This is a genomic window from Bacteroides sp. OM05-10AA (assembly GCF_003439055.1).
GTDB lineage: Bacteria > Bacteroidota > Bacteroidia > Bacteroidales > Bacteroidaceae > Bacteroides > Bacteroides intestinigallinarum.
In genome coordinates this window covers 183,707-207,961 of sequence record NZ_QSUR01000001.1, presented here as the reverse complement: position 1 = coordinate 207,961, position 24,255 = coordinate 183,707, and the positions used below count along the sequence as shown (strand labels likewise).

The 24,255-nt window shown below is 42.7% G+C and carries 13 protein-coding genes; 3 read left to right on the top strand and 10 right to left on the bottom strand.

Annotated elements, in window-relative coordinates:
* Positions 1-9: 9 nt before the first annotated feature.
* On the top strand, positions 10-1,494 hold the full coding sequence (locus tag DXB58_RS00750; RefSeq protein ID WP_009000376.1) for a NuoM family protein: 1,485 nt from the start codon (positions 10-12) through the stop codon (positions 1,492-1,494).
* 37 nt (positions 1,495-1,531) lie between these two features.
* On the top strand, positions 1,532-2,971 hold the full coding sequence (locus DXB58_RS00745) for an NADH-quinone oxidoreductase subunit N (RefSeq protein WP_122135579.1): 1,440 nt from the start codon (positions 1,532-1,534) through the stop codon (positions 2,969-2,971).
* 99 nt (positions 2,972-3,070) lie between these two features.
* Here the strand turns inward: DXB58_RS00745 and DXB58_RS00740 are convergent, their stop codons facing one another.
* From DXB58_RS00740 to DXB58_RS00710, 7 genes are all read right to left on the bottom strand, one after another.
* Positions 3,071-5,881 (bottom strand): ATP-binding protein, encoded by a 2,811-nt coding sequence (locus tag DXB58_RS00740; protein WP_032853796.1) that lies wholly within the window; start codon positions 5,879-5,881, stop codon positions 3,071-3,073.
* 192 nt (positions 5,882-6,073) lie between these two features.
* A complete protein-coding gene (locus tag DXB58_RS00735) occupies positions 6,074-7,282 on the bottom strand; it encodes a hypothetical protein (RefSeq protein WP_009000373.1) in 1,209 nt (402 codons plus the stop codon).
* Positions 7,283-7,325: 43 nt separating this feature from the next.
* Complete coding sequence (locus DXB58_RS00730) at positions 7,326-10,040, bottom strand: TonB-dependent receptor (protein WP_009000372.1); 2,715 nt, start codon at positions 10,038-10,040, stop codon at positions 7,326-7,328.
* A gap of 350 nt (positions 10,041-10,390) precedes the next feature.
* Positions 10,391-11,287: an AraC family transcriptional regulator gene (locus DXB58_RS00725; protein WP_009000371.1), complete on the bottom strand. Its 897-nt coding sequence runs from the start codon at positions 11,285-11,287 to the stop codon at positions 10,391-10,393.
* A 26-nt stretch (positions 11,288-11,313) separates the two neighbouring features.
* Positions 11,314-12,654 carry a mechanosensitive ion channel family protein gene (locus DXB58_RS00720; protein WP_085938580.1) on the bottom strand — a complete coding sequence of 447 codons (1,341 nt, stop codon included), beginning with the start codon at positions 12,652-12,654 and terminating at the stop codon, positions 11,314-11,316.
* A gap of 37 nt (positions 12,655-12,691) precedes the next feature.
* Positions 12,692-13,708, bottom strand: a complete 1,017-nt coding sequence (locus DXB58_RS00715; protein ID WP_009000369.1) for a DUF4435 domain-containing protein — start codon at positions 13,706-13,708, stop codon at positions 12,692-12,694.
* A complete protein-coding gene (locus DXB58_RS00710; RefSeq protein WP_009000368.1) occupies positions 13,686-14,540 on the bottom strand; it encodes an AAA family ATPase in 855 nt (284 codons plus the stop codon). The genes DXB58_RS00715 and DXB58_RS00710 overlap by 23 nt, the downstream gene beginning before the upstream one ends.
* A gap of 122 nt (positions 14,541-14,662) precedes the next feature.
* Between DXB58_RS00710 and DXB58_RS00705 the strand changes: the two genes are divergently transcribed.
* A complete protein-coding gene (locus DXB58_RS00705) occupies positions 14,663-15,583 on the top strand; it encodes a DMT family transporter (RefSeq protein WP_009000367.1) in 921 nt (306 codons plus the stop codon).
* Between the two features lie 86 nt (positions 15,584-15,669).
* On the opposite strand, the gene meaB is transcribed toward DXB58_RS00705, so the two are convergent.
* The 3 genes from meaB to DXB58_RS00690 form a co-directional block, all read right to left on the bottom strand.
* The gene (meaB, locus tag DXB58_RS00700; RefSeq protein ID WP_009000366.1) at positions 15,670-16,761 is read right to left on the bottom strand and encodes a methylmalonyl Co-A mutase-associated GTPase MeaB; all 1,092 of its coding nucleotides are present in this window, start codon (positions 16,759-16,761) and stop codon (positions 15,670-15,672) included.
* Between the two features lie 11 nt (positions 16,762-16,772).
* Complete coding sequence (locus DXB58_RS00695; RefSeq protein WP_032853795.1) at positions 16,773-17,840, bottom strand: DUF1573 domain-containing protein; 1,068 nt, start codon at positions 17,838-17,840, stop codon at positions 16,773-16,775.
* A gap of 236 nt (positions 17,841-18,076) precedes the next feature.
* The gene (locus DXB58_RS00690) at positions 18,077-23,818 is read right to left on the bottom strand and encodes an alpha-2-macroglobulin family protein (RefSeq protein ID WP_199487907.1); all 5,742 of its coding nucleotides are present in this window, start codon (positions 23,816-23,818) and stop codon (positions 18,077-18,079) included.
* Between the last annotated feature and the right edge of the window lie 437 nt (positions 23,819-24,255).

The window sequence follows — 24,255 nt, the reverse complement described above, 5'->3', positions numbered from 1 at the left end:
CAGAACGATATGAATTTCTTATCAATATTCGTACTTATCCCCTTATTGATGCTGGCCGGACTCTGGGCAGCACGAGGAATCAAAGCCATCCGGGGGGTTATGGTTACTGGCGCATCGGCACTTCTGATTGCCTCCGTCGTACTTACATTCCTGTATCTGGGAGAGCGTAGTGCCGGAAACACGGCAGAAATGCTTTTCCGTGCAGATACGCTTTGGTATGCCCCGCTTCACATATCCTATTCAGTAGGTGTTGACGGAATTTCGGTAGCCATGTTGTTATTGTCCGCTGTCATTGTGTTCACCGGTACATTTGCTTCCTGGCGTCTGCAACCGCTGACAAAAGAATATTTCCTCTGGTTCACCCTATTGTCTATGGGAGTATTCGGATTCTTTATATCCGTTGATTTATTCACCATGTTCATGTTCTACGAAATCGCATTGATACCGATGTACCTGTTGATTGGTGTATGGGGATCGGGACGTAAAGAATATGCAGCCATGAAGCTGACCCTCATGTTGATGGGTGGTTCTGCCTTCCTGCTGATCGGTATTCTCGGAATCTATTTCGGTTCGGGAGCAACGACCATGAATCTTCTTGAAATCGCACAGTTGCACAACATACCTTTTGCACAGCAATGCATCTGGTTCCCGCTGACTTTCCTTGGTTTCGGTGTATTAGGTGCCCTTTTCCCGTTCCACACATGGAGTCCTGACGGTCACGCTTCCGCCCCGACTGCCGTATCTATGCTCCATGCCGGAGTATTGATGAAACTGGGAGGTTACGGATGTTTCCGTATCGCCATGTATCTGATGCCGGAAGCTGCTAACGAACTTTCATGGATCTTCCTGATATTGACAGGTATCTCTGTAGTTTACGGTGCATTCTCCGCTTGCGTACAGACCGACTTGAAATATATCAATGCGTATTCATCCGTATCTCACTGCGGACTGGTTCTTTTCGCTATTCTGATGCTGAATCAGACAGCAGCAACAGGAGCTATCCTTCAGATGCTTTCACACGGATTGATGACAGCCTTGTTCTTTGCTCTTATCGGTATGATTTATGGACGTACACACACACGTGACGTTCGCGAGCTTGCCGGCTTAATGAAAATTATGCCGTTCCTTAGCGTATGTTATGTAATTGCCGGTCTTGCCAACCTCGGTCTGCCGGGATTAAGTGGTTTTATTGCTGAAATGACTATTTTCGTCGGCTCTTTCCAGAACAACGACCAATTTCACCGTGTACTGACTATCATCGCTTGTTCTTCGATTGTGATTACTGCAGTCTACATTCTGCGTCTGGTAGGTAAAATTCTATACGGAACCTGTACCAACAAGCATCATCTCGAACTGACTGATGCGACTTGGGACGAACGTGTAGCCGTTATCTGCCTCATCGTTTGTGTAGCCGGACTAGGTATGGCTCCTTTCTGGGTTAGCCACATGATTGGTGAAAGTGTACTCCCCGTAGTCTCACAACTGATTCCATAACCTTTAATTTTTAATCTTTAATTATTAATTTGTAAATATGGATTATTCACAATTTCTATATATGCGAGAAGAGCTGTCGCTCATAGCTGTCCTGGTGCTGCTATTTCTAGCTGACCTCTTCATGAGTCCGGATGCACACAAAAATGGTGGGAAAGCACGCCTGAACACAATGTTACCCGTTATTCTGATGGCTATCCATACAGCTATCAACTTAATTCCGGGGACTGCTGCCGATGCATTCGGCGGTATGTATCATTATGTACCGATGCACACAGTGGTTAAATCCATCCTGAACGTCGGCACACTGATTGTTTTCCTGATGGCACACGAATGGATGAAAAGAGAAGATACTTCATTCAAGCAAGGAGAATTCTATGTACTAACACTCTCTACCTTGTTTGGTATGTACCTCATGATTTCTGCCGGACACTTCCTGATGTTCTTCATCGGACTGGAAACTGCTTCTATCCCGATGGCAGCGCTGATTGCCTTTGACAAATACCGTCATAACTCTGCCGAAGCAGGAGCCAAATACATTCTGACAGCTCTTTTCTCCAGTGCATTACTGTTGTTCGGCCTGTCAATGATCTACGGTTCTGCCGGTACTCTTTATTTCGATGACCTTCCTGCCCATATTGACGGAAATCCGTTGCAGATCATGGCATTTGTATTCTTCTTTGCAGGAATGGCATTCAAATTATCATTGGTTCCGTTCCACTTATGGACAGCAGACGTTTACGAAGGTGCTCCGAGTGCAGTTACCGCTTATTTGAGCGTTATATCCAAAGGATCGGCTGCATTTGTTTTATTGGCTGTACTTATCAAAGTATTCGCTCCAATGATTAATGACTGGCAGGAAGTACTTTATTGGGTAACCATCGCTTCTATCACGATTACCAATATATTTGCTGTCCGTCAGCAGAACCTGAAACGTTTGATGGCGTTCTCCAGTATTTCACAAGCGGGATACATTATGTTGGGCGTTATCGGAGGTACGGCACAAGGCATGACAGCTTTGGTATATTACGTATTAGTGTACGCTGCTGCCAACCTCGGAGTATTTGCCGTGATTACTATCGTGGCATTACGCAGTCAGAAATTCACGCTCGAAGATTACGCAGGACTTTATAAAACGAATCCCAAAATTGCTTTCCTGATGACTCTGTCTCTGTTCTCATTGGCAGGTATCCCTCCGTTTGCCGGATTCTTCTCGAAGTTCTTTATCTTCATGGCTGCTTTCGATGCAGGTTTCCACTTGCTGGTATTCATTGCATTGATAAATACAGTGATTTCATTATACTATTATTTGTTGATTGTAAAAGCAATGTATATCACTCCTTCCGATAGCCCGATTCCTACTTTCCGCAGCGACCGCTGCACGAAATGGGGACTAGCACTCTGCACACTGGGTATCATCGGACTGGGCATCGCAAGCATCGTATATCAGTCTATCGATAAATTGTCGTTCGGAATATAAACGAACTACCTCTATAACATAAGAAACGGTCTTGGTTTCATGTCAGCATCAATCGACATAAAAACCAAGACCGTTTCTTTTATATATTAAATTGCCCCTTTACTGGGCACAACTCATCTCTTCCGTCACAATTACTCCGGGAATAGTAAACCAGAACCGTGATCCTTTTCCTTTTTCAGAGTCAACGCCAATACGTCCACCCAGTTGTTCTACGATACTTTGACAGATAGAAAGTCCCAATCCTGTACCGTGCACAAAAGAATTAAGCTTTACAAAACGTTCAAAAATATGCGGTAACTGCTCTTTCTCAATACCGATTCCTGTATCTTTGACATAAAACTCCAACTCTCCTTCTTTTAGTTCATATCCGACATGAATACTCCCTTCGGAGGTAAACTTCATTGCATTATTAACAAAGTTAGAGATCACCTGATGTATGCGATTGCGATCACTAATGACATGACAGACCGGAAGAGGATTATCGAGCACCAGTTCCACGTCTTCTTTCGCTTTCATACGCATCGAGCGGACAATATCCTCACACAACAGATTTACATCTACATCTCCATTAGTAAATTCAAACGTACCAGCCTCAATCTTCGAGAGGTCGAGTATATCCGAAATAAGTTGCAGTAATAGATCATTATTCTCACGTACAATCTTAATATACTCCTGACGTTCTGCCACGTCTTCAGTTTCCACCAACAAATCGGAGAAACCAACAATAGCATTCAACGGCGTACGGATTTCATGACTCATGTTTGCAAGGAAAGCACTTTTCAAACGATCCATCATCTCCGCTTTATCGCGTGCCTGAATCAGTTCGGCTTCGGTCTCTTTCAGTTCTGTGATGTCATAATTGATACCAATGATTTCTATTTCGTTTTCTTCCGGTTTATAGTTAGTGACCATTACATTACTATTCACCCAATTCCATTCATTCTTTGTTCCGGGACGACGAATACGCACTTCTCCTTGAAAATGCCTCCTTTTTCCCTTCTTGACTTCGTCATAGAAATCAAAGAAACGTTTACGGTCTTCCGGATGCATTTTGCCATAAACTCCCACAACCTCGCTCAAAGGAATATCTTCTTCCTCACCCAAATTCTTATACCACTGTTTAATGGCATATCCTTTCCGGTTCAAAAGATTCAGTTTAGCATAACCTACCTTGGCATAGTCGGATATCATCAGGAAGAAATTCTCAAAATCACGGATACGATTCATTGCATCAATTCGTTCCGTATTGTCAATGCTTATTAAAATATATCCGCTGAAGTTGCCCTCATTATCATACAACTTACTAACCTTTGAATATAGTTCTATTACATTAGAACGGCTTGTTTTATAATATCCTCCTATTTGTTCAAAAGAATAATTAAGCCTGAAGTCCACCAAATCTTCATTTCGCACACGATCACGAATGCTCTGCGGAACATTCGGATTCTCAAAAAAATTAATCCCTATCACATCTGATTTATTCACTACACCGAATATCTCCAGATCTTTATTATTCAGATCCATCAAATAGCCGTCCTTATCGTAGATTTCTACCCCTGCCGGAATATTAGCAAAGATATTCTTAAAGAGCTTTTCGCTACGGTCCAATGCCCGGTTAGCCTGCACCGATCCCGTAGAATCAAGGAACAAACCGACTATTTCATCCTTTCCGGGAGAATAAATAACCCAATGCGTATATCGTTCCGTCCTAGCAAAATACTCATCTTTCTCCCTATAAGAGTTACTCCCCAAAATTTCTTTCAGGAAATCAACTTTTTGGAGATAATCAGAATGCTTTTCAGATGCCAATGAACCAATGTAGGATTCTAAAGGATGACCAAAGAAGGTTGAACTGACCTCATTCGCGTCCGTCACCCGATAATCACAAGGTTCATTATTCTCGTCACGGATAATGGACATACGTATATATCCCATCGGCATAAAATGAAACAGGTTATTCAGGAAAGTCTGTTCACGAGCTACCTTGTCTTTAGCCTTACGCAACTCAATACAAATGCTTATAATATTTCCCAATGAAGAGAACCATTGAAAATCCTCATTAGTCCAGTCATGGTAATTTTTCACCAAATCAATACCCATATATCCCCAAACATAGTCACCTGCCATCAAAGGAGTAACCATCAAAGATCGAATTCCTTGGACAGCAAGTATCTGATACTCATCGGCTGCTTCTTCAGGAAGCTGTTCCAAGGTATCCAGAACAATAGGTTTACCAGCTAATATCTGTTCACTCCACCATTTCGATTGACTGATAGGTATATTTTGAAGAGTCTCTTTCTCCGCTGATACTCCTTCAGAAACCACCTCATAAGTACAACTATGATGAGTATGACATTCATCATATTCAAAAATATAAACACGGCCTTCTCTATTATATAGATTTAGAATTTCCTTTAAAATATCTGCTATACAGGAATCAACCTCTTCATCACGGAGAAAACGAAGCAGCGACTGTGAAACAAAATTCTGACGACGAAGCAAGTCATTCACACGTCTCAATGCATCCCTTTGATCTTCTTCCATAGGAGCCTCAACACACTGGATTACTCCGAAGGACTTATCACCTCCATTAGCTCCTGTACCTTTCTCACGAAAAGCCAGACGGGTATGTAACCAGACCTCGCCATATTTTGAATGAATAGGGAAAGTTTGTTCGTAAAAGTCCTTATGGATAGAAGTATTTGCCTGGAATTCCCTGGCAATCTGTTTGCGGTAATCCTCACGTATCAGATTCAAAAAATCCGAAGCAGAGATAGTATTACCATCCAACCCCAAAAGATCACAAAGATAATCGGAACATAAATAATATCCTGCTGTTAAATCCGCTTCCCACCAGCCAATCTGTGCAAGAGAAGCCATCTTTTTGTATCGCTCGTTGTCTGTTTGCATATTTTGTATCATTGTAAGATAATAGGTTGACAAATATACGAAAAAGGCAATCATTCATACCATAAAGGAGCAAATAAAAAACCAAAAAAAAGATTACGAAAACAAACAAATCGAATATGGGAGAATCTGTTTGTTACAAATTCTCCCATACCTCCTATTAAAAAAAATAAACCTCGCTAATCTATATCTTAATTATAATGAGGAGAAATTATATCCGGTCCAAGTGAACAGGGATGCATCTGCACCTGTGTTAGTAGTTGGCTCGGTAAATGTATTCAATGTACCATTCAATTTGGTTCTATATTGCAGGGTATTCGTTATGCTGATAGTGGACGCCGCATTTCCGTCGTCTTTCCCGTCATTCATATCAATCAGATCAATTGTACCACCTGAACCTTTAACGAGAGCATTCGTAATAGTAGCTTTTGCCTTACGACGAATTTTTATCACATCCTGCATACGGTCTACATTGTCCGTTGTATTTGCAGCATTATTTACAATCGTCATGTTCTCAACCGTAAAGTCCGATTGACGCAGATGATCGGGATAGATACCGTCCAGGTTACCGTCTGCTTCAATACCGCGCGGATCTGCTTCTGTACTGGTATAACCGCTTTCCCAAACACCATAGCAGTTCTTCAATGTACCGGAATATCCTTGAGTAAAGTCGAACATATCATCATCCGGGTTTACAGCCAACAGGTTCGTTACATTCACTGTACCGCCAAAGAATTCGATGGCATCATCCGCACTTTCAAGAATATAGATATTCTCAATCCTGGTACCGTTTCCAACACCGTTCAGCGTCAATCCGTTGTGTTCGATATCTGCTGTAGAGCGGGCACCGGCATAGCAGATTTTCACATAAGTCAATGAACCGGAATTATCATTATCGACACTACCACCATATTTATAGTTATTGTCGATTTCCGTCAAGCCAGTATCACTCTTATTTGCATTCGAACCGGAGATCGGAGCTTTACCGTTGATAATGACTCCTCCCCAATAACCCGATGTAGGACTTGTTGAGTTGGCCGTGAAAACGATTGGCTTGGCAGCGGTACCGTCAGCATAAAGTTTACCACCCTGTGCTACCAGCAGATAACTGCTGAAACCTTCACGAGCTTTAATCGTTGTTCCGGCAGGGATATTCAGACGTCCTCCGTCTTCAATCACGACTGTTCCGTTCAGAATATATTCCTTAGCTTCCAACGTTTGCTCTCCGGTCAGCGTTCCGGACAGGATATTTTCACCCACAACGATAGAGCTACCTGTTCCGCCATTGTTTCCACCATTTCCGTTACCATCGCCGTCTCCGTCACTATCACTGCTACATGCAGTCAATGTAAGTGCTGTTGCCATAACGGCAAATGTCATAAAGTTCACAAACAATCTTTTCATTTTGCTTTCATTATTAGTTAATAATCTTATTTCATCACCCGGCTTAGAATGTACACGACACACCCAGGCTTATATTTATTCCTTTCTTATAATCATTCAGTATCACTTTCTCCCCGTTTTCGTTCGCTTTGCGACTTAACTTATACGAGGGATTCAGCAGATTACGAGCTTTCAGGTTGAGTGAGAGATGTTTATTGAGTTTAGCTTGAGACACAAAATCCAGTGTCAGGATTCCCTGCTCCATCATATCCTGATAACCTTGTGTACCAATGGTATATATCTTATCACTCACATAATTAAGTACCAATGTATTGACAAAGCTACGCTTACCCTTCGTGAAGTTATGTGAGAGATCGAAATTGACAATCCACGGTGCAGCTCCTTCCAGTTGCGAACCGGTAGTGACGGTTGCCAAAGGCATTTTTGCATTCGTATAGATATAAGAGCCGTTCAATCCTAAAGAGAGTTTATTTATTCCATTTGCGGCATTACCCACCGGACGGACAAACAGATTCTTACGTATTTCCACTTCTACTCCGGCTACGGTTGCTTTGTCTGCTATATTCTCATAAGAAAGATAACCTCCGGCACTTGCCACTTCTATGCGGGATATTGGATTCTTGATAAGTTTATAAAAAGCCGTAAGAGAAATCAATTCGGTCGGAGTGGGATTAAAGTCCCATTTCAGATCAAGGTTATAATTATCCGAAGGTTTCAGATTGGGGTTACCCTGGCTGTTGAAGTTCACACCGACATAACGGTAAGGAGATATTTCCTTTGCCTGCGGCAGCGTATACGTTTTGCTGGCTCCCAGACGAAGCGAATTTTTCTCATTCAGATTGTATTTGAGATTCAAGCTGGGCAGGAAATAATCTTTCTGAATGGTATTGTTTCCTTTAGAGCCTCCACGATTTACATTATAATCCACTTCAATATCCACCTTGTCATATTTCAATCCCAGATTCACAATCCAACGGGAAGTAAACTGGTAGGTAGCTTCGGCATAAGCGGAATGAATATTCTTTTTTACTGTATATTCATCTATATTCTTCTGTATCTTAAACCAGTCGGAAGAAAAGTTTTCCTGATTATAATAATCGTCAAGCGAGAAGCCATCCAAAGAAGGAATGGTAGAAACATGCCCTACCGTCAGGTTATACTCCGTAGCTTTGAAGTTATCATCAACGAATCTGCCTGCATATCCGAAACGGACATTTGATATCTCTTCCATATCATCTTTCAGACGATAGACCAAGCCTGCTTTTACATTCAGATCGTTTTCGTCTAAAGTTGAGAAATAGCGCTGTTGCGAGTTTCCTCTAAGCAATGTATATCCATTTTCGGCTTTGGTCAGGTTGTTGATACGACGGTCCGGTTCATAACCTTTCACCATGTTATAGGAAGCACCTGCATCCAGACTTAACGATTTGGTTAATCCCCAGTTAGTCATCAGCTGATTAACGATCAACATATTGTCATTCGCCTGTTGACGACGGGTGAATCCGAGGTTTTCATAGTCGTCACTAAAAATAGAGTTCTTACCATTGTAATCGCCCACTGATTGAGTATTAGCATGAATCATCATAAAATTATAACTGATATGATGACGGTTCTGCATATCGAAATCAACATTGGCAAGTGCCAGCTGACTGATATTCTCCGTATACTTCTTGCCATTCATATCTTTGTATATCGTACCGCTGGTAGTTGTATTACGTATGATTTCATCCGTATACTGATAGTCCGTCGTATGTCCGGCAGTCAGGAAGAAAGAAAGCGGATTTTTGTCTTCGCCGACATAGAATCGTTTGCCACCGGAAATGCTATAACTCCGGTTGATCTGGAGATGTTGACCGGAAGGGTCTAACTTATTTTTGAAGTTCCATGAGTTTTCATCCACAGGTTCGGTACGATTGGCAAAGCCTATAAAGTTCACTCCATCCTGTTTCAGAAAATCGGCCGCTACAGTCTGTGTGTTCAAGCCACCGGAAATGCCGAATCCCAGATGACCGCTACCTATCAGTTCTTTGGATACAATATCTATGGTTGCCCCTCCAACATCACTGCTGCCTCCTGCGTTGAATGCTTTATTTACGCCTACAGACTGGATTATATCCGTACCGAAAAAATCAAGAGAGATATTCTTATATTCCGGATCTTCGGAAGGAAGAGCGAATCCATTGAACGTAGTTGCATTGTAACGGTCTCCCAATCCACGGACAAAGACATTCTTCACCCCGTCTTGTTTAGATACTCCGGCAACTTTAGTCACGGCACCTTCTGCATCCGAAACACCCTTGCGGGAGAGTTCCCTGACGCCGACGGATTGCACGGCAATCACTGCTTTCTGCTGTTCGAGCAACAGCATATTCTCATTTTCCCGGTTCTTTTTGGCTACTACCACCACGTCGGAAAGTTCTTGTGCATCTGTTTCCAGTTCCAGATTCAAAATCACCAGCTTTCCATTTTCCACACGTACTTTACGGCGCACTTCTGTCTTGTAGCCTACATATTTGATCTCGACGTCATACATACCTTCCAAAACACCGGCAACATTCAACTCGAAATTACCATCCATATCGGTAACGGCTCCGGCTTGAGTGCCTATCAGCCGGATAGTAGCTCCGATCAGAGGTTCTTTGGAAAGTTTGTCTTTCACAGCTCCTTTCACCTTTATATTAGCAGCCAATGCGGAAAGTACACATACGATACTGAAGAAGACTGCAACAGAGAATCTTAATAGAAATGGCTTTTTCATCGAACTTTACTCTACGTTTAAATTACATCGGCAAAGGTAGAGCGTAAATGTTACGATGATAATACGAAGAAAATACAATCTATTGAAATAAGCATTGCAATCTCATTGCTTCTACATGGAATTTCCTTTCATTGCTATCTTTATTTCCTTTCCTGCTTATGACAGGCAATGCCAACCCGCTGGCACAACTGTGCCATCGCAATGGCACAACAGTGACAACGTAGTGGCACAACTGTGACAAGCCGCTGGCACAAGCCCTCGTCCAGAGCATCTTCAGAGGCTTCCTTTGCAGAAAAAACGGAGTCCGGAGGGGGACTAGCGTCAACCGGTCTCTATCCCCTCGCCAATCACTAAATTAATTTCTTTTTCTTCCGGTAGTTCTCACGAAACTCTTTGGGCGAACAACTCTTTTTCTTTTTAAAGATACGGTTGAAATTGGAAAGGTTATTGAAACCGCACTCATAACAAATCTCGGCAATAGACATGGTAGAATCTACCAGCAACCGGGAAGCAAAACCCAAACGAATATCAATGATATAATCAGATAAATTCTTTCCGGTACGCAGTTTGAAGAACCGGCTGAACGACACATCCGTCATTCCCACCATATCAGCCAATTGTCCCAGACGTATTTCCTCCTGATAATGTTCATTGATATATTCCTGCACTTTTTGCACACGGCGGCTGTCCGAATGAATATCTATCTTGGCAAAAGACGAACTGGACAATGTACGGGCTTCTTCTTCAAAGAGAGAAAGCTCATACAGTATCGTCATAAACTTGATGACTGCATAGAACCCCTGTTTCTCGGAAGCAAGTGTATCCAGCAACGGATAAATTTTCAGTATGGCAGACATGGGAAAACAAAGTCCTTTTTGTGCCTTATCCAACATCCGGCGGATAGAGTCGAATTGATTCTTATTGATAAAGCTCTTGAAGAAAAGATCGGAAGAAAACTGGATGGTAATCTCCCGTATCTCTTTAGAACGACAGTCGTTCTGTTCCCAGACGTGTTCCAGGTCTTTTCCCGTTATCAACACCAGATCATAGTCACCGATCACTTCGGAAGAATCTCCTACAATCCGCCTCACTCCGGCAGCCTTTTCGGTGAAGTTCAATTCAAATTCGGAGTGATTGTGAATAGGATAAGTGAATTCCGTTTTATAACGCTCCGCAATGTAAAAGCAATCCTTATCTGATAAAGGAGTGATTTCACGGATAATCTGGTTGGATAACGGTGTAGTCATAGCAATAGTAATTTATAAGCGTTTGATTAGTTTTCTATCTTTACCCCTATCCGATGGAGGTCTGCTCCTGACGGATTCTGGAAGACACGCAGATCGAATTCGGGAATAATGGCAAGCACATGATCGAAAACATCTGCCTGTATACCTTCGTAGGCAACCCATACTTTATTGGCAGAAAAGAAGTAAAGTTCCAACGGAATACCGGTTTCGGTAGGTTGGAGCTGGCGTACCATGCAGGTCAGATCCTGATTGACGGTAGGCAGGTTTTTCAGATAATTAGTCAGATAGGCGCGGAAAACTCCCAGGTTTGTTTGCCGGCGTCCATTCACTAATACGGAGTTGTCGATGTGATGCTCCTTATTATATTCTTCTACTACCTTTTCCGTTTCATCCACATAGTTCGTCAAAAGTTGTATCTTCCGGTATTTTGCCAACATTTCCGGTGTACAGAAGTGCACGCTGGTCATGTCTATATTAATGGAACGTTTCACACGGCGTCCGCCGGATTCCTGCATTCCCTGCCAGTTCTGGAAAGAGTCACTAATCAACAGGTAAGGGGGAATGGTAGTGATGGTGTTATCAAAGTTACGCACTTTTACGGTATTCAACGTTACCTCTATTACCGTACCGTCCGCACCGTATTTCGGCATCGTGATCCAATCACCCACTTTCAGCATATTGTTGGCGGAAAGCTGGATGCCGGAGACAAATCCCATGATACTGTCCTTGAATACTAACATCAAAACGGCAGCGGAAGCTCCCAGTCCGGTCAGCAATACCACCGGACTTTGCTTTATCAGGATACTGATAATAATAATGGCTCCTATAAAGAAGAGAACGACTTGTGCTGTCTGCAAAAGTCCCTTCAAAGGTTTGTCCTTATATTGTTCACGTGCGCTATATACGAGGTAAACGGCTGTGAACAGCGCACTGACAAAGCGAAGAAAGACTGCCAGGATATAAATCATGCAAAGTCTGCGAAGGAAGTCCAGCAAACCGGAGTCCGCATGTTCGGGAAATGCGATAGGAATAGATATATAAATCAAAATAGGTGCTACCAATCTGCTGATATTCAGCATCACTTTATCATTAAATACAATATCATCCCAAGTTGCTTTCGTCTGTTTCACCAATTTGGCTACAGTACGCAGAATAATCTTGCGACAAATCAGATTGGCTAGTAAAGCGATTCCAATTATGCACAATAAGATGATAAAGTTATCAATCTTATCCGCCCAGACTTCATCTACTCCCATCGAAAGCAAAGCATGGTTTACTTCTTGCATCATTACATTACCTGCTTCTTCCGGCTGTCCATTTGCCAATGCTACACTCACAGTGTCAACTACTTCCTTTACTTCTTTCATAAGCAATCTTCTCTCTCTTTTTTAGTTTTTCTTTTATTTATGATTTCTGTTTATTTTTTCCTTCTTCTAAATATTCACTGATATCCTGCCGCAGCCAATCGTAATGGAAGAGCCTTTTATAGGCTACATTCTTCTTGAGCATGATTTCCACATTTACCTGACTGTTCTGATAACAAGTCAGTTCGTTTCTGAATTGTTCATTGTGTTCGGCCAGTCGTTTGATTTCCTGTTCCCGTTCACGGCGTAATACGGTGCAGACCGGAATCAAGAGTTTCATTACCACATTATCCATCACATGGTGTCCCTGCATATACAAGTAGGTAGTTTCCGGCACCAAACCCAGTTCTTTAAATTCAGCCTGCAGTCCGTTTACTTGATTAATGTTATGAGGAAATTTCTTTTTCAACTCTGCCAACTTCTGGTTAACCCGTTGTTGGAGTGATTCCAGGCTCTTTTCCGGATACCGGAGATTAATCTCACGCAAAGAAGTATAGGTATGGAAATCGTACATCGGGAAGGTGTAAGTATCCCGTTGGCGATAGAACCAGACGTTCCAGAGAAAAAGTGGATATACAATTTCGGAGTACCGCTTCAGGTAGGAATTGAAATCCAGGATGGAACGGTCGTTCAATGTGGCCTGCACGCATACCTCGTGAAGGCTTTCGGCAAAACAATGATAATTTTCAATGGCGTAGGTATAAGTCTGAAAAATATATCTGTTCCGGTTGATTTTACGGGAGGTATTAGTAGCTCCCTGCAACAGGAAATCATAGTCGCTGTCTACACATGCAATCAGGCTTCTCCCCAATTCGGCTGTATTCAGCGTGTTCATGAGCACCATCTTTTTTCCTTTTGCCAGGGAGGTGGCCGAAGGAAGCATCACTTGGAAATAGTGTTCATCATCTTCAAATTCTTCAAGCAATGTGCGCCAGAAAGCAATGTCATCATAGCTTTCTACATAAGCGATGATACGTCGGCGGGCTTTCTTCGGATAAAGCTTATGGGCGGCATTGAAATAGGAAGAAGTCAGATTATCTCGTAGTGAAGTTGCCATTTGTTTGATTTATATTGGTAGATATATCGCTTACTTCTGTCACGGCATCCAGCCAACCTTCCATAATGACGGCAGGTGAATGAGTGGTCAGGATGATCTGCACATTCGGATTCAGTTCACGTATCATGGCAATCAGTTTTTGCTGCCATTCTATGTGAAGGGATGCTTCCGGCTCATCCATAAACAGTACGCAGTGGCTGTTGTCCTGCACAAGTACGGTCAGCAGAATAACCAGCATTTGCTTTTCGCCGGACGATAGTTTATAGGGAAACAATAGTTCGCCATCCTGATAGAAAGCAATATCATTCCGCTTCCGGTCTATCTTTTTACGTGTATAGCTGAATAGTTCATCAATCATATCCTGAAAGCGGCGCTTAGCTACAGACAATGTGGTTGCCTTGCGACGTTCCTCTTCATTGTCGCTGGAAAGCATTTCGATCATCTTATTGCCTATGTTCACCTGATAATCAAGATAGCGGCGTTGCAGCAGGTAGAGTTGCCAATCCAGTTCAGACTTTACATTCTTGTCTGCCATACGGGCTGTGAAGTCTCCCATAATCAAGGGACGGTCGTAGCTCCGGATCACATCATAGGGGATATAGGTTGCCTGGGGATTGTCGAAGAAAAGCCGCACTCCGTTTTTCTCGTCACTTTTCATTTCACCGGAAAGTTCCTCGAGATATCCCACCGAACGGTTCAGAATGGTAGTCTTCCCCACTCCGTTAATGCCGGAGAGGATATTCACATCGGGACGCAAATCCCATCCTATATTAAAGCGTTCCCATAGTCCGTGTATTTCGATACGACGGATATAATTGGCCTGTTGTTCCATAATATTCAAGTTTAATCAAGGCAAATATAAACAAATCATACGATAAAAAGCTACCTTTGCAACCGTTTTCTCTACTTGTTTGTTAATGATATCAGAAATAATGTAAAATAAATAGCATCAACATGGACAAAAGTAAGAATCTGCATGGTCATCTGTTTGCACTTACAGCAAACGTCATGTGGGGATTGATGTCTCCCATCGGTAAGTCGGCTCTTCAAGAGTTTTCCGCTATTTCAGTTACCACGTTCCGTATGGTGGGAGCAGCAGCAGCTTTCTGGCTGCTCTCTATATTTTGCAAACAGGAACATGTGGATCATCGTGATATGCTGAAGATTTTCTTCGCTTCATTGTTTGCGTTAGTATTCAACCAAGGAGTATTTATCTTCGGGCTTTCTATGACCTCACCTATTGATGCTTCTATCGTGACCACCACTCTACCGATTGTGACCATGGTTGTAGCAGCTATCTATTTAAAAGAGCCGGTGACAAATAAGAAAGTACTGGGAATTTTTGTAGGGGCTATGGGAGCACTCATTCTCATTGTGAGCAGTCAGGCGGGAAATAACGGAAACGGAAGCCTGATTGGTGACTTACTTTGTCTCGTTGCACAAATCAGCTTCTCTATATACCTGACTGTATTCAAAGGATTGTCTCAACGATATTCGGCAGTAACAATTAATAAGTGGATGTTTATATACGCTTCAATATGTTATATACCGTTTTCATATTACGATATTTCTACTATTCAATGGGCTTCAATTTCCACAGTTGCCATTCTACAGGTACTTTATGTTGTATTAGGAGGCAGTTTCCTCGCTTATCTCTGTATCATGACTGCACAGAAACTTCTCCGTCCGACAGTAGTCAGTATGTACAACTATATGCAACCGATTGTGGCTACAATTGCAGCAATTACTATGGGAATCGGAAGTTTCGGCTGGGAGAAAGGAATCGCTATCGCGCTCGTATTCCTGGGAGTGTATATCGTAACACAGAGTAAATCAAGGGCTGATCTTGAAAAAGCGGAAAAACTTCATTCATAGTATAAAAGGGTAGAAGACACCTAGTCTTTCTACCCTTTTATACAAAATGTATTCTTTAATAGATTAGAATCTCATTATAATTAAAGCTATTTCAAATCCTCAAAATAAGTATCGAGCAGACTTCTTGCAGCTATAAACGAAGTCAGGTTACCTTTCAATACCTGCTGTTCTTTTTCTAAGAGCATTGCTTCAATCTTCGGATTATGATAAAAGCTGTCACGAAGTTGTTCATTAATGCTTTCATACATCCAGTATTTACTTTGTTCGTTGCGGCGATATTCAAAATAGCCGTTTCCTTTCACGAAGTCAATGTATTCGTAAATCATGTCCCAGACCTCCTTCACTCCCAGGTTATAAAAGCCGGAGTAAGTTAATACTTTGGGAGTCCACCCGGATTCAGGCGCAGGAAACAGATGCAATGCATTACGGAATTGAGTGGCTGCCAACTTGGCACGTTCCAAATTATCTCCATCAGCCTTATTGATAACGATACCGTCCGCCATTTCCATAATACCACGCTTAATCCCTTGCAATTCATCTCCCGTACCGGACAACTGAATCAACAGGAAGAAATCGACCATCGAGTGAACAGCCGTTTCACTCTGTCCCACTCCTACGGTCTCCACAAAAATCTTATCGAATCCGGCAGCTTCACAAAGAATAATCGTCTCACGTGTTTTACGTGCCACTCCTCCCAATGAACCGGCTGACGGACTAGGGCGGATGAACGATTTAGGATGTACGGAAAGCTGTTCCATACGCGTTTTATCTCCCAGGATACTGCCTTTACTGCGTTCACTACTGGGGTCGATAGCCAATACTGCCAGTTTGCCCCCTTTTTCGAGTACATGCAGACCGAATACATCTATCGACGTACTCTTTCCCGCACCGGGAACACCACTGATACCAATCCGAACCGAATTGCCGGAAAATGGCAGACATTTCTCGATGATTTCCTGCGAGACAGCCTGATGTTCAGGCTTTACGCTTTCCACCAATGTCACAGCCTGACTCAATATAGTGACATCACCCTTTACGATACCTTCTACAAACTCTGCTACTGAAAGTTGGCGTTTCTTAGGTTTCCGCTTTAAGTAGGGATTCACAGATGAGGGTTGCTCAATGCCTTTATTGACAACAAGTCCCTTATATTCTTCACTATTTTCAGGATGTTCCATAACAATAGGATTTAGCGTTTGATATTGATTTCAACTTTCGGGCGTAACGGATCATTCGTTATCATCAAGATACGTAAATGATGTTTCTTATTACCTACGTCACGCTTACGAATGGTCACTTTAAGTTTCGTCATTCCATCCGGGGGAAGGACAGTCTTCTTCAAGCTCACTCCTACCGATGAATTGAATACCTGCAACTTACTGATAACTAACGGAGTTTTTCCGGAATTGGCAATCAATATATCATGGCTTACCTTATTCTTCTTTATTAACGGGATACTAAGATCAATATTCGTTTCCGAAATATGCATAGCAGGAGCGTTCAGAGAATCTTTTTCTGTCATACGTGAGAAGTCGGGAAGAAGAATAGCCGAAACCGGAATTTCATTGTCTTCGCTCACCTTATCACCGGAAAAACGGGAAAGATAAACGGATGTTTGTGTCAATCCATAATCTTTCAACTGGCTTGCATCCAGTGTCAGTTTAACAGTTCCTTTCTTACCTTTCAACAGCACTTTAGGTTCCGCTTCCATTTTCAGATAAGGAGGCAGGTGCATCAACACCGGTTCGTAAGGACGATCGGAAAGATTGGCGATGCTAAAAGTCAATGAAGGTTGTTGTCCGCGATAGACATCAGGAAAAGCAAACTCATCACGATCTAAACGAATATTTCCAATGACATGAGGAAGCAGCTTGGTATAATCTTTAATTTCTTGTACTACTTCGCCGGTAAACTTCAAATAAACCAGACTCGGACTGGCATTGCTATAGATGCCTACCGACTTCTCAAAATGCCCTAATGCCTTTGCATCAAAAGTAGCCTTTACTGTTCCTTTTCCTCCGGGAGCAATCGGTTCTTTCGTCCAGTCGGCCACGGCACAGGCACAAGAGGTCGTGACGTTGGTCAGCACCAACGGTTGGTTTCCCGTGTTAGTGATGGTATATTCCACAGTCACCGGACGTTTCCATTCTATTTGTCCGAAGTTATGTGTCTCTTTATTTGAAGAGATACGCGGTTGGGCAACGGCTGCCAAAGCGACAGTAAGCAAAGTTAATATAGATAGTAAACTACGTTTCATGCGATATTTTTTATTTTGGTGCACAAATGTAGGGGTTTTAGATGAGTTTTTCACCACAGATTACACAGATTAACACAGATTGGGAAAAGACTTTACTTAATAGCAGTCCTTATAAGCCCCTGTTTATAAGAACAAAGTTCCTCACCGACGAAGGATGCCTTCCTCGGTGAGGAACCCCCTTTTCATCGGTGAGGAACGCCTCGCTCGTCGGTGAGAATAAAAATCCCCTGCCGGAACTATTTAATAATAATTGTCATCGAAGCAGAATGCGAAGCGTATTCCGGCGCATAAGCACACTGCATAGTTGCCAAACCTGTTTCGTAAGTTCCTGCACGACTGACACGGTAACTATATTCCAACACATATACACCTTTTCCTAAATGATCAAAGAAGAAATTAGTCGATGCATCTTTGATGTCTACGTAATAGCCAAGCCCATTGTTCCAACGATAACCGGAGATACTGCCGATCGGTTCGAAACAAGCTCCCCGCTGATCTTTCAACTGTACAAAGTCCATCGGACGGTCTACGCGGATGGTCAAACGGGAAACGACTTTATCACCTACCTGAAGAACCGTTTTGGAAGTAATAGGCTGCAATTGAGGCACGTTATTCACCGTACGCTCCACATACAACTGTTTCTCAACATTCAATTCACCGCCCTGTTGTTTCACGTCACTCACAGGAGATTCAAATTCTGCATACACAGCTCCCCAGGCAATACCCGGATTTCTCTTTTCCACTTCAATCTTGCGGGCATCCACCACATTCTTCTGTGTGAAAGAACGTTTGATATATCCCAATCCAGGAACAGTCGTTTTACTTGGACTAACAGTTTCCAGCACTTCATTAGCTATCACAATCCGTACATCTCCCTGATTGTCGAGTAAATTAGCACCCTTCATCAGCAATGCAAATACTGCATCGGCAGTAGCTACCGGAGAATTCCACTGTTGTGTCTGCTTTTGCTTCAACAACCAAAGTTTCATTTCTTCCACTGTATCGTTATTGCCGCCTGTCTGTTCCAGCGCTTCCATCACATCTACATGAGCCTGCATCTGCATTCCGCCCCATGTATACGGATTCTCGTTGAAAGCAAAGAACATTCCCTGTTCATCTGTCTTCGTCAGATGTTCTTTCAGAGAAGCAACAAACTCCTGCGCTTCCTTCTTGCGTCCGGCTTTATCAAGCACAATGGCGGCAATCGCTTTTGTATTCATTGAAGGGGAGGTAAGCAATTCTCCTACCTTAGAAAGATAATAGGTATAAGCTGCTTTATTGACTGCGGGTACCTGCTCTCCCGAAATAGCGATGAGATACAAATATTGCAGAATACTACCCGAAACGCCAGTAAACTTCACACCGTCTTTCTGTGCTTTCAGGATTTCCTTATACTCATCCAAAGCTGATTGATGAAGGTAAGCGAAAGCCTTCTGTTGCAAGGAAAGAGCCGATCTGCTTAATTTCTCACCTGTCAGCATAGCCAGACGGGCATTCAGTTCGGCGATATAGGTAGTTACAGATCGACTGCCGTTCATTCCTTTATACCAAGACCATGCCCCGTTTGAGTTTTGTAACTCCTGCAATCGAGTCAAAGCTGCGATATTATTACTACGAATGTTATTCAAATCAAACAAGGTGGCGATGCGCTCTTTCTGTTGCTCTTCCGTCTGTGCTTCGAGCACCCAGGGAGACTCGGACAAAATGATATTCTTCACTTCCTGATTCTTTTGCAGATTGCTCAAGAACGTTTCTTTCGTACCTCCTTGCAGTTTCCAACTTTCAAATACCGCTTTGATCTTCGGCTGACTGTTCATGATAAACGAGGCCAATGTATTGGCATAGTAGGCAGTAGCCCAGGAAATAGCGTTATTACTTGTCGGAAGACTCAATGAAGGCAATGCCTGAACGGCATACCAAGCCGGGTTTCCCGTAAATTCAACAGTTAGTTTACGATCTGTGGCTGTTTTACTTTGTTGATTGAACAGATGATCAAGTGAGAAAGTACGGGTTTCTTCTCCACGCACAGGCATTGGAAGTGTCTCCACCAAATGCTCTTTATTGCTAAGAACCGGAAGCAACTGTTGTTCTCCATCGCTGAAAGTACCACTGTCGGCAATCATCCGGCATCCCACTATTTCGTATTTATCACTAACAGTAAACTGGAAGTCCACACCCATTGTCTTTCCGGCAGCAAGGCTGAATTTCTGTTTTTGTGTACTGATAACCTTCTCTGTCATCGGGTCAAAAAGGACCAGGCTGACCGTTCCGGCTTGCGGCTTACCAGTCATATTAGAGATAGAAGCTGCCAAAGAAGTCTTATCACCCACACGCACAAAACGAGGGAGATTAGGAGTCAGCATAAATTCTTTGCTTGTGGTGGCTTCGCCATCCAATGTTCCCGTCAACATTCCCTTTGTATGAGAATATCCACGGAAATTCCAACGCGTCAGACTTTCAGGCATCGTGAAAGAGAAAGAGATCTCTCCCTGTTCATTGGTGCGAAGTTGAGGATAAAAGAATGCAGTTTCTGCTAAATTGGTACGCAAGTCAGCAGATGCTTCGGGAAGCATTTCTTCTCCGAACGTTTTATCAAATTTGCCAAGTACTCCCGTTTGCCCCCATCCTGACTCAAATTCCACATCATCAGAAGCCTCGGATACTAAAGCCGGTGCATATTTCACTTCCATCGCATTGTTCCGGCTTGCAACACTTCCTGTCATCGACACCTTTCTTTGAGCCGATATACCTCTAATCACCACTCCATCAGCTAAAGACTCCGATATTGCATATACATTTTTTAAACCGGACGACATCACAAAATGGTCATACTCCAGTGATGGCACTTTGAGACTCTTCGTATTCCACCAGTAGTTAAATGAATTATTGCCGGAATATCCACTCATCCAGTTAGAATATGGGACAATCTGATTATAGTAGATTTGGAAATTCTGTTGCCGATTCCATATTTTATCCAAGGAGGCATCATACATCGTTGCCAGCATTTCCGCATTGGCAGCCTGTCCTTGCGGCGTTTTAATCGTCAGTTTCCATTCTTCCTTTTGTCCCGGACGCAATTTATCACGGAACACTTCCCACTTCATAGCCAGCGTCTTGTCAGGAATCCGTTTGGTCAGCCGTACCTGTTCCTGATAAACCTGACCGTCTCTCACCATACAGAGATTCACAAAGACACCATCCCCATAACTTTCCCGATATGGATACTCGAAACGGACAATCGTATCTGACAAATTCAACGTCTTGCTCTCCAGCAATTTATCACCGGAGAATACGTTCATCATCACATAAGCATCTTTTTTCGACGTACCGAAACAGAACACGGCCGGATGAGCAGCATCAAATTCCGTATTTGCACCATAGAACCACATCGTCGTTTCTACAGGCGGACGTTTGTCCTCGACAGAGAAAAGAATCGTGTTGGTGTCAGCAGTTACTTCCTTACCCTGATTGTCTTTCACTGATGCTTTCAGCACATAAGGTCCCGATGGAAGATTCTTCCAGTCGAGCGTCATGTCTTCATTAGAAGTAAAGGTTCCCGTTACAACCGATTTCTCTTCCAACTGCTTAAAGTCCTTGTCTTTGGCAGGGTACAAGTAATAATTCCCCTTCACCTCCACAGGTTGTCCATTCAGGTTCTGCACTTTAAACATAGTTTCGAAGGGTTGATCCTTGCAAGTCTTATCTTGCAATTCCACCTGCAAAACCAACGAACGATTTCCTGCCGAAATCACGTCCGTAGAAGATTGTGTTTCACCTGCCACATTGGTAACAGTAGCCTCTATGGAATAACGATAATATACTTTATCATTATTCTTATAAGAGTCACTTTCCTGCAAACGAACCGGTATCGTGAATTCTCCATTCTCATTGGCCATCACTTCACCGGAAGCAATCTGCACAGATTCCGCAAACCGCCAAAGGCTGTATGCAGAACGCTTTACCGTATATTTCACCGGAAGATCCTGAAGCAGCACACCACTATAAGATTGTACCTTACCCTTCACCTGTACCTCATCACCCAGTTTGTAACTTCCTTGTTGCTTTTCAAAAGTGATATCAAATGTCGGACGTTTATAATCTTCTACCCGAATGCTTGTACGGCCTCTTCCCGCTTTCAAAGAGAACATTCCGTTCAGACAGGCCGAAGGCAATGCAAAATCGGTGGTAAACGAACCGAACTCATTGGTACGTACCGACTTCTGCCCTACTTCCTGATTGTTTACATCTAATAAAGTCACCGTATATTCCTTGTTCGGAAGTACATTCGCTGTATCCGATTGTTGAGAATAAGCAATTCCCTTCACATACACAGTCTGTCCGGGACGATACAAAGAACGGTCGGTCAATAAAGTCATATTTTCAGTCACTTTATCTTCGTCGCCGTAATATCCGTAACTTCCTGCATAAATGCCTTGTTTCGGCATTGCCGTATCCGTCCCCTTGGAAGCTTTCAGATAGCGGTATTCGGATTTCCAGGGAAATACGACCTTACCCTCTTCGTTTGTCGTAAACTCCTGCAACACTTTTTCGTCATTACTGTACATCGTCACTTTCGCATGGGGAATGGGATGCCCTGTCTGTCCATCCAGCGTCACCACTTGATACTGTTTTTCCGGCAGACGACACGTCAGCACTTTGAAACGTGTTACATCAAACTTGCTTTCACTATCTCTCTTCGCACGAATATCCGATATGATACGCATCACGTAAGATCCAAGTTCAGGAGCTTTGAATGTAAACACAGTATCCTGCGTCCGGTAATCTTTCGGACGAAGCACAGCGTAATGTTGTTCCTTTATCAGTTTCTTCGCCTGATAAAGACGGACAGTGAAACCATCCAGATTTTTGTGTGAGACCCTTAATTCTATCCCTTCGTTCGGAAAAGCCAAATCGGATGCATTAACATTCAAATAAGGAGCCAATATCTCTTCCCGAAGATTCTTCAAAGCATTGATTCTGCGATAGCCTGGATAAAGGCGGATTGCCTCATCGCAAAGCTGCAATGCATTGAGCTGCTGTTGTTTTCCAATAGTATACCGGGCTTCTGCCAAATAAACTTCGGCACAGATCGGTTCGGAAGCATACTTGCTTTTCAATGTGTTCAAAGCTTTCAGATAAGTATCTTCCGTCAGTACCGGAAGTTCACCCTTAGCCTGCAGAGGTCGAATATTCCGATCAGCATTCCACCTCCATTCCAGGTAGTTAAGTGCTGTCAACACATAACCTTCTTTTAATCCGGTTGCTTTATAAGCGGAAATCACATTTCCATAAATAGCTATTATATCTTGTTTGACCGGATTCACAGTACCGTCATTAGTAATCCTGTTACCCAATTCTTCCACCCGTTGCAGTGCTTCAATGCTACGGGAAGCCAATAAATGATACATATCATGGTGATAGTATTCGCTCGTTTCCCCCAGTTCTACAAAAGGAATATAGTCGCGTGAGGACGTTTTGAGCAGCAATACAGAATCGACCAACGCCTCCTTTATATTTGTCCGCACTTTTTCGATGAACATATTGGCTGTCCATTCACGCATATCGGTAGCAGGTGTCTGGTCTACGATTTCTGTCCGTTGGCGGAGTTGCCACTGGTTGCTGGCTGCATAATCTGCATAGATTCCCGCTATCAAAGAGTGTAGGATGGCGCGATCCATTGGTTGGTCAGTCTGTTTCACCCATTGTTCCAGTCCTTTCAAATCAGCGTAAAGACTGTCGGGATTCAACATTTCCCGATATTTCATCCGCCACGTATATGCTTTGAGCATTTGTGGAGAGTTTTTCTCTTTTTCCCCTTTCTGATAAATCTCATCAGTCAGTTTTATCACAGTCTTAGGCAAGCTCTTTTTCTCCGCTTGCTCCACTTCTTTCCATAATTTGTCGAAAGTTTGTGCCTGTACCGCCGGAATCACTCCCAACCATAGCAGCACCATCATACAAATCTGCTTTACTTTCATAATCTTTCTAGTTTAAGTTTGCTATAAGTCTCACTCTTATAAATAACAAAGTAAGGAAATAAAGTTTAAAGATTTGTACTTTTTAGCTTAAAAAAAGCTTTTATCAAGCTATCAGCCCCATACCATATTGTATAAACATTAGCCTATTAATCAACTCGCTCTGGAATAAAATAAAAAGTCCAAAAACTGCCACTCGGTTTATTATTTAATTGAAAAGTTTATCTTCTGCAATAAGATTCACCTATCTCTTACAAGTTCATAAATGCAAAAGTATCTTGCACCTTACACTAAACCAGCGATAGTTGACTGATATACAAGAATTTAAAGCAGTGCAAGATACCGTTGCAGATGCGTGCAAGATAGAGGTATCTTACACACTGTCTCGTTTATAAGAATCCGGGCATATTCATAGAAGATACCCAATAATTTGCAGCATA